Origin of the sequence: Solwaraspora sp. WMMA2101, assembly GCF_049179175.1 — a bacterium.
In the GTDB taxonomy this organism is placed as follows: domain Bacteria; phylum Actinomycetota; class Actinomycetes; order Mycobacteriales; family Micromonosporaceae; genus Micromonospora_E.
This window is the reverse complement of the sequence record NZ_JBMHMA010000006.1, coordinates 3,538,146-3,551,303: the sequence shown is the minus strand read 5'-3', so window position 1 is coordinate 3,551,303 and position 13,158 is coordinate 3,538,146. Positions and strand designations below refer to the sequence as shown.

Below are 13,158 nucleotides of genomic sequence, written 5' to 3'. Positions count from 1 at the left end.
GAGACAGGCGTGAAGGCGGCACTGGTGGGACGGACCTGGAGCGTCCTGGTGCCGCACCATCCCAGTGGTGCACGGCTCGCCCGGCACCGGCTCACCACCTGCCTGACCGACCGGATCCGACCCGGTCTGCTGGCTGACGTGATGACGGTCGTCGCGGAGCTGGTCGGCAACGCGGTACGGCATGCCCGACCGCTGCCCGACGGGATGGTCCGGATCACCTGTCAACTGATGTTGCGTGAACCCGGCCGGACGGTACGCATCCAGGTCACCGACGGTGGCTCGGCCGACGCACCGCAGGTGCGCCCGGCGACGCCGGAGGCGCTCAACGGCCGGGGGCTGGGCATCGTCGCGGCGCTCGCACGGCGGTGGGGGGTGGCCGAGTCCGGTGCCGGCCGGTGTGTCTGGGCCGAACTCCGCTGACCGCGAAGCGGTGGAATCCTCTAGGCTGACTGGCCGTGAGCAAGCGCCGAAAGCAGGACCGGGCCGCGAGCGGCGGCAAGCGGGAGAAGATCCGCGACGTATTCGTGCCCCGGCCGTTCGCCGGGCTGGCCGACGAACCGGACTGGGTCGCGCTCCGCGAGCTGGTCCCGGCCGGCACCGCCCCGCTGGTCCTGGCTGCGGAGCTGACCGAGAAGTACGCCGACCGGACGGTCACGCTGGCGACCGTCCTGCCGATGGCGGTGCCGGCGCTGGTGCGCGCCGACGGGCACGTCATGCTCGGACTGCAGCGGCACGCCCAGTCCGGTGACGTGTCCCGGGACCTGGCCGCCGCGCTGCTGTCGGCGTTGGAGACCGCGCCGGGCGAGACCGTCGTGGTGCCGCCGTTGCCCGGGCCGGGCCCTCGACTGCAGGACGTGCTGGCCGACGGGGCGCTGTCGGTGACCGTGCACGACGGTTTCAGCTTCTGGGTGACCCCCGAGGCGGCCGACGATCCGGCAGTGCAGGCGTCGCTGGAGCGCGCCGACGCGTCGGTCTACCCGACCACCCGGATGGCGGCGGCGACCGCCGCGTACTGGTGCCGGGTGGGTGACCGGGCGCACGTGCGCTGGGTGCTGGGCGACGAGGAGGACCGGGCGCTGGACACCCTGGCCCGGCTGAGCGCCGCCGGGGACCTGCCGTTGGGGCCGCAGACCAAGTTCGCCGGCATGTTCCGGGCGCACGGGATGCTGGTGCCGGTCTGGGATCTGCCGGCGGCGCCGTCGGCCGGCGAGTGGGAGGGTCCGCTGGCGGAGTTCGCCAAGCGGTACGCCGAGGCGGCCACCGACTCCGGCGCGCTCGACGCGGCCGCCCGGCGGGCCCGACAGGGCCTGCTCGGCCGGCAACTCACGCTGCGCTGACCCGCTCCGCCCCCGCCGAGGGCCGCCGGGGCAGCGGTCCGGCACGGGCAGCGGCTCAGCGGGTGAGCGGGTCGCGGACCAACGGGGCCGACATGCACCGGGGGCCGCCCCGCCCGGAGCCGAGTTCGGCACCGGGGATCGTGACCACCTCGATGCCGGCCCGGCGCAGCTGGGCGTTGGTGGCGGTGTTGCGTTCGTAGGCGACGCACACCCCGGGCGACAGGGCCAGGGTGTTGTTGCCGTCGTCCCACTGTTCCCGCTCGGCGGTGACCGGGTCCAGGCCGGTGCCGACCAGACGCAGCCGGTCCAGGTCCATGGCGTCGGCGGCGGCCCGCAGCCACGGTGCCGGGCCGTCTACCTGCAGCTCACCGGCACTGTCGAGGATCACCGTGTACGCGCGGAGGCTGTCGGCCATCGGCGGATACATCAGTACGGCGTCCACGTCGACGAGGGTGCAGACGGTGTCCAGGTGCATGGTGGCCCGCCGTTGGGCGATCGGCACCACCAGGACGGTGTGGGCCAGCCCGGCGCACAGCACCCGGTGGGCCAGTTGCTCCACTCCGGCGGGGGTGGTGCGTTCGCCGACGCCGATCGCGAGGACCCCGGGTGCCAGCAGCAGGACGTCGCCGCCCTCGACGTGGGCGCCGCTGGGGCGGTGCAGCAGTTCGGTGCCGGCGAACCGGGGGTGGTGCCGGTAGATCAGGTCGGTGAGATGGCCCTCCCGTCGTCGGGCCCGCATCGCGAGGCTGGTCACCGCGACCCGGTCGCGGATCCAGACGGATGAATCCCGGGTGAACAACAGGTTCGGCAGCGGCGCGATGACGAAGTCGTGGGGGTCCATCAGGGTGTAGCCCAGACCGGGCGGCTGGTCGGCGCGGATCCGCAGTTCGCCGCGGGCGATGCCGGCGACGAGGACCCGGGCGAGTCCGGCGGGGTCGAGGTAGCCGAGCTGATCGGCGACCCGCTGCCGCAGGCTGACGCCGAGTCGGGCGCCGTCGAGGACGGTCGTCACGGCCTCGGCGCGGGCGTCCGGGTGGGCGACGGTCTCGGCGAGCAACTGTTCCAGGTAGAGCACCTCCACGTCGCGTTCGCGCAGCACCGCCGCGAAGGCGTCGTGTTCGGCCTGGGCGCGGCTGACCCAGGGGATCGCGTCGAAGAGCAGGCTGCCGCTGTTGCGCGGGGTCAGCCGGGCGAGTTCGGCGCCGGGGCGGTGCAGCAGAACGGTCCGAAGGTGGCCGACCTCACTGTCGACGTAGTGCGTCACACTCGCAGCCTAGGGCAGTCGTTTGGCACCATCTGTCGAAAGAGTCGTTGGGTGAATAGGGCATTCATCCCTACTCACTCCGGCTCGGCGTCTTGCTTCAGTACCGGTGTCGCCACGTACGGTAGTGGGTAGTCCATCGTCCAGGGGACCTTTTGCCGGAGGTCGTGATGACTGTGTTCCATGAGCGCCGCGTACTGCCCGCCCAGCGGGCCCTGCCCCGCCAAGCAGAAGCACGGCCCATGGAGGAGTCTCCGCCCGGAACGCTGGAGGCCATCCGGCCCTCGCCGATGGAGTGGGCCCGCCGCCGCCGCGCCGAGCGGGGCGCCCGCCGTATCGAGGCCGCCGGGGCCCGTGCCCTGCACCGCCTCGACCATCTCGGGCCCGCCTGGCACGTGGTCAACTGGCCGCGTACCGACAGCCCGGACCACGTACTCGGTCTGGACACCGTCGGCCGCGGTGAGCGCGCCGGTTTCCTCGCCATCGGCCCGAGCGGGCTGTTCGCGGTCACCGTCGTCGACCATGGACGCAGCCGGGTGCTCGTCGCCGGCGACGTCGTGCAGATCAACGGCAAGCGCCCGCCGTACGTCGCCGAGGCCCGCCGCGACGCCAAGCGGGCCAGCAAGGCGATGTCCGCCGCCATCGGGCACACCATCCCGGTCGCCCCGGTGCTCACCTTCGTCGGCTCGGGCGTGATCAGCGTCTACGGGCTGCCCAAGGAGTGCATGGTCACCACCCACCGGGAGCTGGACCGGCTGCTCATCGCCGGCGGCACCCGGATCAGCGCCGCCACCGCGGAGAAGCTGTCCCAGGTCGCCCGCCATCCGGGCACCTGGGTCAACGCTCCGTACCGCCAGGCCGCCGACTACCGGTGGTACGGGGCCGACCGAACGGCGGCTGACAAGCCTGCCGGCCGGCGGTAGCCTCGGCGCAGGCGCTGACCGCCTCTCTGCGACGTACATCCGCTGAAATCGGACATGTGACGACCGCGCGTGTTTGCCGCTTCCCGTCCCCTTGGTGGCCCTGACCGGCACCAGTCGACGGACGCCGCAGAGACCGGTTAGCGTTGCGGGTGTCCGGCGGAGTCAGGGGAGGCGCGGTGGCGCACGTCGAGCTCTCAATCTCGGAACCGTTGGTGCCGCAGGCCCGCGAGCCGATGGAGCCGATGCGCGCCGACAATTTCCAGCTCTGGGTCGCCACAGCTGCGGTCGCGCTGGAGCCGTGCCTGGTCATCGACCAGGACTACCGGATCGTCGCGGCGTCACGCTCCTGCTGCGAGCTGCTGGGCCTCGGCGATCCCGGCACCGTCGAGGGCAGCCCGTTGCTGGCCGGCCTGCGACTGGTCGACTTCACCGCCGCCCGCAGCGAACTCGACGAGACCGAAATCGACAAGATCCCGCCGTTGCTCGCGCTCACCTCGGGTCGACTCGCCCGGGGGCTGCTGCGCGTCGCCACCGCCATCGTCGACGGCCAGGGCGACGGCACCGTCGACGCCGTCGCCACGCCGGTGTGGAGCGGCAACAAGGTGGCCGGGTCGCTGACCTTCTTCGCCCCCATCTCCACCGCCTTCTCGGCCAGCTGATCCGGCCTGCCCTGATCCGGCCGGCCTCGATCCGGCCGGGCCTGATCCGGCCGGGCCTGATCCGGCCGGCCCTGATCCGGCCGGCTCGCCGGGGCCGACAGGCACCGTCGCAGCACCTACGATGAGCCGGTGACATCCGCGCTCCGGCCACGTCGGGGCAGCGGGCCGCAGCGGTCGCGGCGCAACCTGCCGGCCTGGTTCGGTCTGCTGCTGATCAGCGCCGTCGCCGTCGCCGGCTGCGGCCGGCCACCCGGGCTCGCCGAGCCCGCGCCCGAGATCTCCCTGCCGGCCGGTGTCGGCGACACCGGCACGCCGCCGGACGGGCCGACCCCGACCGCCACACCGACGCGGACGCCGACCCCGACCGCCACCCCGCCAGGTGTGCCGACCCCGACCGCCACCGGGTTCCCGGTGGCGATCGCCGTCGACTGTGCCGGCCGGCCCAGCGCCGATCGGGTGATCGCCGTACTGCGCGCCGACGGGCTGCTGCCCGCCGGCGCCCGGACGACCGTACGGGTCGCGCCACGCTGCGCCGGCAGCTGGCAGTACACCGTCGTGCAGATCCCCGCGCGTGAGCCGCTGCAGGTGGTCACCGAAGGATCGCCGGAGTCGATCACGCTGGTCACCGCCGGCACCGACGTCTGTGTCATCCCGGTACGGGTCGGCGCGCCGGCCGGGATCCGTACCCTCGCCTGCGAGTCGGTGCCGATCCCGCCGACCACTCCGTAAGCTGGCCGGCATGTCCGTCGCCACACCGACCCGGTTCGCCTACCTCGGCCCGGAAGGCACCTTCGCCGAACAGGCGCTGCGGAGCATCCCGGCGGCGCAACGCGCGGAGCGGATCCCGGCCCGCAGCGTGCCCGAGGCGCTCGACGCGGTCCGTGCCGGGACCGTCGACGCCGCCCTGGTACCGCTGGAGAACTCGATCGGCGGGGCGGTCGGGGTCACCTTCGACGAGTTGACCGGCGGCGACCCGCTGATGATCACCCAGGAGGTGGTGCTGCCGGTCGAGTTCGTGCTGGCCGCCCGCGACGGGGTGGCGCTGGAGCGGGTCCGCAGCATCGCCGCGCACCCGCAGGCGTCGACCCAGTGCCGTGGTTGGCTGCGCCGGCAGGTGCCGGACGCGACCGTGGTCGACGTACTGTCCAACGGGGCGGCCGCCGCCGGCGTCGCCAACGGCGAGTTCGACGCGGCGATCTGCGCGCCGATCGGTGCCAGCGGGCACGCGCTGACCGTACTGGCCGACAAGATCGCCGACCACGGCGACGCCGTGACCCGCTTCGTGCTGGTCCGCCGGCCCGGCCCGCTGCCGGCGGCCACCGGCGACGACATCACCACGCTGGCCGTCTACATCGCCCACGACCGGGTCGGCGCGCTGCTCGCGGTGCTGATGGAGCTGGCGGTACGCGAGGTCAACCTGACCCGCATCGAGTCCCGCCCCACCGGCGAGGCCCTCGGCCGGTACGCGTTCTTTCTCGACTGCTCCGGGCACGTCGCCGACGACCGGATGGGCGAGGCGCTGCGTGGTCTGCACCGGGTCTGCGCCGACGTCCGGTTCCTCGGGTCCTACCCACGGCACGACTGGCCGCCGGCCGGCAGCGGCCGGGCCGTCGACGGCCCGGCCCTGCGCGGTGACGACGGGTACGCCCGTGCCGCCGAATGGCTGGCCCGGATCCGCTCCGGCCAGCCCGGCTGACGGACGCTGGCTACCGCTACCGGTGCCGGTGCCGGTGCCGGCTACTGCTGCTGGTGGCCGGCGCCGCGCACCGGCGGCTCCTCCGACGGCTGGACGATCACGAAGCCCTGCCCGGCGAAGCTCATCGTGAACGCCTCACCGGTACGGCGGCCCAGCAGCGTACCGATGCCCAACTGCTCGGCCCGGTGGTAGCCGGTCTGCAGACTGGCCGACCAGCAGACCGCCGCCTGCGGGTCGACGTACGTCGGCTGGTCCACGGTCAGCACCACCGGGGTGCCCTTGGTGGTGATGGCGAGCCGGCCCTGACCGGTGAAGACGCAGTTGAACAGCCCGGCGGACGAGGCGAAGCCCATCCCCTGCACCATCCGGATGTCGTACTGCAGGGTCGAGTCGAAGGCCAGCACGCTGGACCCGTTGATCGACAGCGCGTCGCCCGGTTCCAGGTCGATGATGTGCACGTCGCTGGCCTCGTTGGCGAGGAACACGTCACCCTGACCGGTCAACTTCATCAGCGGTACGCCTTCGCCGGTGAGCCGCTGCTTGATGAAGTTGCCGAGCCCGCCCGAACCGAGCGCCTGGAACTGCACGTGGCCCTGGTAGGCGACCATCGACCCGGTCCGGGCCATCGCCTCCCCGTTGAGTTCGATCTTCAGCATCTTGGAGTTCTGCAGCCGCATGCCGGGCTGGGCCGACTCCTTCTCCAGGTGCTCGGCGGAGAACAGGGCACTGCGCATGGGGGGTCCCTCCTGGTCAGGTCGATCGCCCCGAAGGGTAGGTGACCAGCGCAAGGAGGGTCATCGCCGAACCGGCCGGAGGCCGGTTCGAAAGGTCGGAGGCCAGCTCGAAAGGTCGGAGGCGGGGCTCAACCCCAGCCGAGGGCGTGCAGCCGTTCGTCGTCGATGCCGAAGTGGTGGGCGATCTCGTGGACCACCGTGATGGCCACCTCCTCGACCACGTCGGCCTCGGTGTCGCAGATCCGCAGAATCGGATTGCGGTAGATCAGGATCCGGTCCGGCAGCACCCCGGCGTAGTCCCAGCCCCGGCTGGTCAACGCGTGCCCCTCGTAGAGTCCGAGCAGCTCCGGTTCACCGGCCGGGGTGTCGTCCTCGACGAGGATCACCACGTTGCTCATCAACCGGAGCAGCTCCGGAGGCACCTCATCCAGGGCCTCCCCGACGAGCTCCTCGAAGCGTTCGCGGCTCATCTCGACCGGCATCGGTCCATTCTGCCGCACCGCTCGTCGCCGGGGACGACCTTGGACGTGGAATCGGATCGTGCGCTTCGATGTGGTTCGTCAGACGGACAGGCTGGCGTTCAAGGTGATCTCGGCGCCCGGCGACAGCAGCCGGGAGATCGGGCAGTTGGCCTTCGCGGCCTCGGCCAGCTTCTGGAACGTGTCCGGGTCGATGCCCGGGACCTCACCGACCGTCTCCAGGTCGATGCGGGTGACGGTCATCCCGGCGTCGATCTTGTCCAGGTGCACCGACGCGGTGGTCTGCACCGACGTCGGCGTGAAGCCGGCGTCCGCCAGCCCCTTGGAGAACGCCATCGAGAAGCAGCCGGCGTGGGCCGCCCCGATCAGCTCCTCCGGGTTGGTGCCCTCGCCCTCCTCGAAACGGGACTTGAACGAATAGTTCCCCTCGTATCCGCCCTTGCCGGTGCGGATGGTGCCGGAACCCTCGGTCAGATTGCCCTGCCAGCGGGCTGATGCGGTACGGATAGGCATGGCCATGACGCTAGCTCACGGCGATGGCCGCTGCGACGAAGCCCGGTGCAAAGGTGGACCCACCTGGAGTGCGCACACCGGCCTGGCGTAAACCTGCGCGCGAGGTGGCCGGCGCTGCCGGTATCGTTGGCTGCTGTGATCGATCTCCGCCTGCTCCGTGACGACCCGGACCTCTTCCGTGCCAGCCAGCGTGCCCGCGGTGAGTCCGAGTCCCGGGTGGACGATCTGATCGCCACCGACGAGGCCCGACGGACGGCCGTGCAGGCGTTCGAGGCGTTGCGTGCCGAGCAGAAGCAACTCGGCAAGCGCCTGTCCCGGGCCGAACCGGCCGAGAAGCTTGAGCTGCTCGCCCGTACCAAGAAGTTGTCGGCCCAGGTGAAGGCGGCCGAAACGGCCGTGACCGAGGCCGAGCAGGCGCTGCGCCGGGCGCAGTTGGCCTTCCCCAACCTGGTCGAGGACGGGGCGCCGGCCGGCGGCGAGGACGACTACGTCGTGCTGCGCGAGGTCGGTGACCGGCCCGACATCGACAGCCCCCGCGACCACCTGGCGATCGGCGAGGCGCTAGGCGCGATCGACGTCGAACGCGGCGCGAAGGTCTCCGGCAGCCGGTTCTACTACCTGACCGGCGTCGGCGCGCTGCTGCAACTCGGCCTGCTGCAGCTGGCCATCGCCCAGGCTGTCGAGTACGGCCTCACCCCGACGATCACCCCGGTGCTGGTCAAGCCGGAGTCGATGGAGGGCACCGGGTTCCTCGGCGAGCACGCCAGCGAGATCTACCGGCTCGAAGCCGACGACCTGTACCTGGTCGGCACCAGCGAGGTGCCGCTGGCGGCGTACCACTCGAACGAGATCCTGACCCTCGACGGCCCGGTCCGCTACGCCGGCTGGTCGTCGTGCTTCCGGCGCGAAGCCGGCTCGTACGGCCGGGACGTGCGCGGCATCCTGCGGGTGCACCAGTTCGACAAGGTGGAGATGTTCTCCTTCTGCCCGCCGGAGCAGGCCCACGACGAGCATCTGCGGCTGCTCGCCTGGGAGGAGGAGATGCTGGCCAAGGTCGAGATCCCGTACCGGGTGATCGACGTCGCCGCCGGCGACCTGGGCACCAGCGCGGCCCGCAAGTACGACTGCGAGGCGTGGGTGCCGTCGCAGGGCCGCTACCGCGAGGTCACCTCCACGTCGAACTGCACCACCTTCCAGGCCCGCCGGCTGAACATCCGCTACCGCGACGCCGAGGGCCGCACCCAGCCGGTGGCGACCCTCAACGGCACCCTGGCGACGACCCGGTGGCTGATCCCGATCCTGGAGAACCACCAGCAGCCGGACGGTTCGGTACGGGTGCCGAAGGCGCTGCAGCCCTACCTCGGCGGCCGCGACGTCCTGGAACCCCTGGCCACCGCCTGACCGCTACCCGCTCTGCTGGGCGCGACGGAGTGAATCGGCTGCGGGTGGACGTGCCGTACCGGCAGTTGCCGGTCGACCAGTCCGACGTCCGCTACCGGCACGGCCCCGACTCGGTACGCCTACCCGGTGTCCCGGTCGGCCGGACCATCGAGTTCGACTGGGCGGACAGCGCCGTCTACCCGGGTACGGCGCGGAAGTTCTGGGTGCACCTGCCGGCGCAGTACGACCCGTCCCGCCCTGCCGCCCTGTTGGTGTTCCAGGACGGCTGGTGGAACCTGGACCCGGCCGGCGAGGTCCGTGGCGCCGTCGTCCTGGACAACCTGATCCACAACGGCGACCTCCCTCCGATGATCGGTGTGTTCGTCGACCCTGGGTCCATGCCTGACGGCGCTGCCGCTGGTGACGGCCCTGGTGACGGCGGCAGCGGCGCTGGTGACGGTGGCGCTGCTGGCGGCGGCAGGCGTAAGCAGCGCAACGTCGAGTACGACGCTTTCGACGACCGCTGTGCCACCTTCCTGTTGAGCGAGATCATCCCCCAGGTGACAGGGCGTTTTTCGATCACCGATGACCCGGATCAGTGGGGGATCTGCGGGATCAGCAGCGGCGGCAACTGCGCTTTCACTGTCGCCTGGCTGCGCCCGGACAGGTTCCGCCGGGTGCTCTGCTGCCTGTCCAGCTTCGCCCAGATGCCCGGCGGCAACCCTTATCCGGAGCTGATCCGGGACATCCCACGCAAGCCTTTGCGGATCTTCCTGCAGGCCGCGCACCGGGACATCAACTGGAACGAGCCGGAGCGCAACTGGCTCGCCAGCAACCTGCACGTCGCGGCCGCCCTGGCGCAGTCCGGATACGACTTCCGGCTGGTGCTCGGCGACGGTGGGCACAGCCCGAACCACCCCGGCGCGCTGCTGCCGGATGCGCTGCGCTGGCTCTGGCGACCCGCGTTTCAAGATCAGTTGATGTAAAACCAGAGCGGCACCGGCGTGTCGTCCGTATTCACAACAACTGATCTTGGCGGGCCCGGGCGCCAGAAGGCGGCAGGGGTCGCTGACGTAAACGTCCTACTTCGGTTCAGCCACGAACACGCCGACGCCGTGGGCACTCTCGACCAGGCCCTCGGTCCGCAGGGCGTGCATTGCGTAGCGGATCACCGAATCCGAGATCTTGTGTTCAGCCTTGAGCTGGGCAGTTGACGGGAGCTTGTCGCCGGGTCGTAGTTCGCCGCTCTTGATCTGAGCGCGGATGTGATCGGCAAGCTTCTCCCACTTGGTGGCGGGCATGGGCACTCCTTGGTCTCCGCCGACCATGAGAACACGTTCGCAGTACAGGCAGCAAGATGCCGGTACAGCGGACTAGTGCTGTTGACTTAAGCGAACTACTTCGCTTAGGTTCCTGGTGCGAGGTTTCCTCCTTGGTCTCCAACCCGCAGAGGACACCACGCGGCAGGTCGGGGCGGTCGGCGAGTCACGCCGTCGGGCGTCCCGGCCCCGAAGATGTGCCCTGGTCGCCGTACTGCCGAGGAGGGCTGCGGTGATCGGCGGCCGGGGTGGCCCCGCCGGATCGGCAAGCGGCGGGGCCACCCCATCCACCGGCCACCCCATCCACCGACCACTCCATCCACCGGCCAGGCCGACGAACGCCCGAGACAAGCACGAGCGAGGAAGCCCACCGACAGGAGGTAACACGTGATGCGAGAGCTCTGGCGACGCTGGCGACTAAGGCGGCAACGCCGCACGATGGCCGGCACGCCACCGCGTGACTGGCCGAACGGCAGCGGCGTGTACCGCGTACCGGCCGATCGCAGCCGCAACCAGCGACCGGTTGCGTACCGGCCGATCCGGCCCTGGCAGGTGCGCAGCCACCGCTTCCCGACGGTCCCCCGGCGCGGCGGCGGCCTGGACCCCGGCGAGGTCGCCGCCTTCCTCGAACGGGTCGCCCACGACCTCGGCATCCTGTACGCCGAACTCGACCGCACCTACGAACAGAACGACCGGATCAAGGACGCCCTGCGCCGCTGGCAGTCCAGCCAGGTTGAGGCAGCGTCGAGGTGAGGCTCATCCACGTCATCTGTCGAGTTTGACGTGGATGAGCCTCACCTCGACGTCATGCCGAATGGGGACCCAGGCTGGCCCGGCACGGCGACGACGACTACGTGCGGTGGGCCGGGCACGTGGGTTGCGGCATCCGACCGTCCGCACGGGGGCGTGAGCTGGCCACCTGGGCGCTGAGCCGGATGCTCACGGTGTGGCGGGGTCCTCGAAGGCGTGCGTGATGCCGCGTTCGGGTCGGTCCAGCGGTACTGGATCGTGCTGTGACGGCGGACACCGATGCCTGGTCAGTGTGCACGCGGTCTTCGCGCGGAAGTCATGGTCAGGTCACGGTACGCGAGGTACGGTTGCTGCCCCGCCGACCGAGGAGATCATCGACCAAGGAGAGCGTCGCCTTGGAGATCGTCGACCTTGGGGATCAAGGAGGACAGCATGCCGCGCCCCGGCCTACCCAAGCTGATCGCCACGGACCTTGACGGCACACTGGTCCGCAGCGACGAGACCGTCTCCGCGTACACCCATGAGGTGCTCGACCGGGCCCGGTCGCTCGGCATCCCGGTCGTCGGGGCGACCGGGCGCGGGCCGCGGCTGATCGAGTTGACCCGCAACGACATCCGGGCCGCCGACTACCTGGTGATGGCCGGCGGCGGCCGGGTGGTCGACCAGAGCGACCCGACCGGGGTACGGGTGCTGCGCGACGAACGGCTGCCCGGTGACACCCTGGCCGAGATCGTCACCCACCTGGAGGCGGCGGTCGGCCCGCTCACCGTCATGGTCGAGGCGTCCGACGAGCACGACGCCCCGTTGTGGGGCGACTTCGACCCGCACTGGCGCTACCCGGAGCGGTTCGAGGCCCGCACCCGAGAACAGTGCCTGTCCGGGGAGGTGATCAAGGCGTTCGCGCGGACCCCGTCACATGATGTCGACGCGCTGCTCGCCGCCGCGATCCGGCTGATCCCGCCGACGCTGGCGACGGTCACCCAGGCCGGTCTCGGCTTCATCGAGATCTGCCCACCCGGAGTGGACAAGGCCAGCGGGCTGGCGGTGGTCGCCGAGACCCTCGGCGTCGACCCGGTGGACGTCCTGGTCTTCGGCGACATGCCGAACGACCTGCCGATGTTCGCCTGGGCCGGGTGGGGACGGGTCGCGGTGTCGAACGCCCATCCGACAGTACGCCGAGCCGCCGATGAGATTACACTGCGTAATGACGATGACGGCGTAGCGATTTACCTGGATCGGTTAATGTCCGGTGATGGAAGTGCATCCACGCGTGGTCGCCACCGACCTCGACGGGACACTGCTGCGGCCCGATAAGTCGCTCAGCGCCCGCACCGCGGCTGCGCTCGACGCCTTCCGGGCCAGCGGCGGGCAGATCCTGCTCGTCACCGGCCGTCCGGTGCGCTGGCTGCCCGCCGTGTACGAGCAGCTGCGTGAACCCGTACCGGCGGTCTGCGCAAACGGCGCGGTGGTCTACGACCCGCAGACCGACACGGTGCTGCGCGCCGACCCGCTCGCCCCGGAGATCATGGCCGAGGTCGCCCGCCGGCTGCGGGCCGAGGTGCCCGACGTCGTCTTCGCCGTCGAGGTCGAGGACGGCCGGCTGATGCGCCACGGCGTCGACTGGCCGGAGCACTGGAACAGCGACCATCCGACCGCCCGGGTCGTCACCGACCCGGCGGAACTGCTCGCCGCACCGGCGGTGAAACTGCTGGTCCGCAGCAGTCACGACGACCCGGACCTGTTCGTCCGCATCGTCGCCGGCGCGCTGGCCGGCATCGCCGAGGCCACCCACTCGTCGAAGTCCGGGCTGGTGGAGATCTCGGCGGCCGGCGTGACCAAGGCCGCCGGGCTGGCCTGGCTCTGTGCCCGGCTGGGCGTGCCGGCCGCCGAGGTGGTCGCCTTCGGCGACATGCCCAACGACGTACCGATGCTGACCTGGGCCGGGCGGGCGGTCGCCGTGGCGAACGCCCACCCGACGGTACGGGACCTCGCCGACGCGGTGACCGCGTCCAACGCCGACGACGGCGTCGCCGCCTACCTGGAGGAGCTCATGGCGCAGCGGCAGCAGCGTCGGTCAGCCTGAGGCGCAGCGGCGCAGCGGCAGCAG

The 13,158-nt window shown here is 71.3% G+C and carries 15 protein-coding genes and 1 pseudogene; 11 read left to right on the top strand and 5 right to left on the bottom strand.

Going from position 1 to position 13,158, the window contains the following annotated elements; genetic code table 11:
* The first annotated feature begins 9 nt into the window (after positions 1-9).
* Complete coding sequence (locus tag ACN28F_RS17010) at positions 10-420, top strand: ATP-binding protein (RefSeq protein WP_289208911.1); 411 nt, start codon at positions 10-12, stop codon at positions 418-420.
* A gap of 35 nt (positions 421-455) precedes the next feature.
* Positions 456-1,337 (top strand): DUF5926 family protein, encoded by an 882-nt coding sequence (locus ACN28F_RS17005; protein ID WP_421358613.1) that lies wholly within the window; start codon positions 456-458, stop codon positions 1,335-1,337.
* 55 nt (positions 1,338-1,392) lie between these two features.
* Here the strand turns inward: ACN28F_RS17005 and ACN28F_RS17000 are convergent, their stop codons facing one another.
* Positions 1,393-2,601 (bottom strand): arginine deiminase, encoded by a 1,209-nt coding sequence (locus ACN28F_RS17000; protein WP_289208909.1) that lies wholly within the window; start codon positions 2,599-2,601, stop codon positions 1,393-1,395.
* A gap of 167 nt (positions 2,602-2,768) precedes the next feature.
* Between ACN28F_RS17000 and ACN28F_RS16995 the strand changes: the two genes are divergently transcribed.
* From ACN28F_RS16995 to pheA, 4 genes are all read left to right on the top strand, one after another.
* On the top strand, positions 2,769-3,521 hold the full coding sequence (locus ACN28F_RS16995) for a hypothetical protein (RefSeq protein WP_289208908.1): 753 nt from the start codon (positions 2,769-2,771) through the stop codon (positions 3,519-3,521).
* A 176-nt stretch (positions 3,522-3,697) separates the two neighbouring features.
* Positions 3,698-4,180: a hypothetical protein gene (locus tag ACN28F_RS16990; RefSeq protein WP_289208907.1), complete on the top strand. Its 483-nt coding sequence runs from the start codon at positions 3,698-3,700 to the stop codon at positions 4,178-4,180.
* A 129-nt stretch (positions 4,181-4,309) separates the two neighbouring features.
* Positions 4,310-4,909 (top strand): hypothetical protein, encoded by a 600-nt coding sequence (locus tag ACN28F_RS16985; RefSeq protein WP_421358610.1) that lies wholly within the window; start codon positions 4,310-4,312, stop codon positions 4,907-4,909.
* A 10-nt stretch (positions 4,910-4,919) separates the two neighbouring features.
* On the top strand, positions 4,920-5,876 hold the full coding sequence (gene pheA, locus ACN28F_RS16980; RefSeq protein ID WP_289208905.1) for a prephenate dehydratase: 957 nt from the start codon (positions 4,920-4,922) through the stop codon (positions 5,874-5,876).
* A 41-nt stretch (positions 5,877-5,917) separates the two neighbouring features.
* On the opposite strand, the gene ACN28F_RS16975 is transcribed toward pheA, so the two are convergent.
* The 3 genes from ACN28F_RS16975 to ACN28F_RS16965 all read right to left on the bottom strand — a co-directional run bounded on the left by ACN28F_RS16975 (position 5,918) and on the right by ACN28F_RS16965 (position 7,602).
* On the bottom strand, positions 5,918-6,610 hold the full coding sequence (locus ACN28F_RS16975) for an AIM24 family protein (protein WP_282224483.1): 693 nt from the start codon (positions 6,608-6,610) through the stop codon (positions 5,918-5,920).
* A gap of 128 nt (positions 6,611-6,738) precedes the next feature.
* Positions 6,739-7,092: a metallopeptidase family protein gene (locus ACN28F_RS16970; protein WP_282224484.1), complete on the bottom strand. Its 354-nt coding sequence runs from the start codon at positions 7,090-7,092 to the stop codon at positions 6,739-6,741.
* 78 nt (positions 7,093-7,170) lie between these two features.
* A complete protein-coding gene (locus ACN28F_RS16965) occupies positions 7,171-7,602 on the bottom strand; it encodes an OsmC family protein (protein ID WP_289208904.1) in 432 nt (143 codons plus the stop codon).
* A gap of 135 nt (positions 7,603-7,737) precedes the next feature.
* Here ACN28F_RS16965 and serS point away from each other — a divergent pair, with 135 nt between their 5' ends.
* Together serS and ACN28F_RS16955 are read left to right on the top strand one after the other, a co-directional pair.
* Entirely contained in the window at positions 7,738-9,003 is a 1,266-nt protein-coding gene (gene serS / locus ACN28F_RS16960) for a serine--tRNA ligase (protein ID WP_421358607.1), read from the top strand.
* A gap of 38 nt (positions 9,004-9,041) precedes the next feature.
* Positions 9,042-9,968 (top strand): alpha/beta hydrolase, encoded by a 927-nt coding sequence (locus tag ACN28F_RS16955; protein WP_289210789.1) that lies wholly within the window; start codon positions 9,042-9,044, stop codon positions 9,966-9,968.
* A 96-nt stretch (positions 9,969-10,064) separates the two neighbouring features.
* Here the strand turns inward: ACN28F_RS16955 and ACN28F_RS16950 are convergent, their stop codons facing one another.
* Positions 10,065-10,283, bottom strand: a complete 219-nt coding sequence (locus ACN28F_RS16950; RefSeq protein WP_289208902.1) for a winged helix-turn-helix domain-containing protein — start codon at positions 10,281-10,283, stop codon at positions 10,065-10,067.
* A gap of 408 nt (positions 10,284-10,691) precedes the next feature.
* Between ACN28F_RS16950 and ACN28F_RS16945 the strand changes: the two genes are divergently transcribed.
* From ACN28F_RS16945 to ACN28F_RS16935, 3 genes and pseudogenes are all read left to right on the top strand, one after another.
* Entirely contained in the window at positions 10,692-11,054 is a 363-nt protein-coding gene (locus ACN28F_RS16945; protein WP_289208901.1) for a DivIVA domain-containing protein, read from the top strand.
* Between the two features lie 429 nt (positions 11,055-11,483).
* Positions 11,484-12,299, top strand: a pseudogene (locus tag ACN28F_RS16940) (HAD family hydrolase); the annotation flags it as partial.
* Between the two features lie 4 nt (positions 12,300-12,303).
* On the top strand, positions 12,304-13,134 hold the full coding sequence (locus tag ACN28F_RS16935; RefSeq protein ID WP_289208900.1) for an HAD family hydrolase: 831 nt from the start codon (positions 12,304-12,306) through the stop codon (positions 13,132-13,134).
* The last annotated feature ends 24 nt before the right edge of the window (positions 13,135-13,158 follow it).

Coding starts and splice junctions, on each gene's coding strand:
- ACN28F_RS16995 (WP_289208908.1), top strand. CDS start 2,769: ATGACTGTGTTCCATGAGCGCCGCGTACTGCCCGCCCAGCGGGCCCTG.
- pheA (WP_289208905.1), top strand. CDS start 4,920: ATGTCCGTCGCCACACCGACCCGGTTCGCCTACCTCGGCCCGGAAGGC.
- ACN28F_RS16975 (WP_282224483.1), bottom strand. CDS start 6,610: ATGCGCAGTGCCCTGTTCTCCGCCGAGCACCTGGAGAAGGAGTCGGCC.
- ACN28F_RS16970 (WP_282224484.1), bottom strand. CDS start 7,092: ATGCCGGTCGAGATGAGCCGCGAACGCTTCGAGGAGCTCGTCGGGGAG.
- ACN28F_RS16965 (WP_289208904.1), bottom strand. CDS start 7,602: ATGCCTATCCGTACCGCATCAGCCCGCTGGCAGGGCAATCTGACCGAG.
- ACN28F_RS16950 (WP_289208902.1), bottom strand. CDS start 10,283: ATGCCCGCCACCAAGTGGGAGAAGCTTGCCGATCACATCCGCGCTCAG.
- ACN28F_RS16945 (WP_289208901.1), top strand. CDS start 10,692: ATGCGAGAGCTCTGGCGACGCTGGCGACTAAGGCGGCAACGCCGCACG.
- ACN28F_RS16935 (WP_289208900.1), top strand. CDS start 12,304: ATGGAAGTGCATCCACGCGTGGTCGCCACCGACCTCGACGGGACACTG.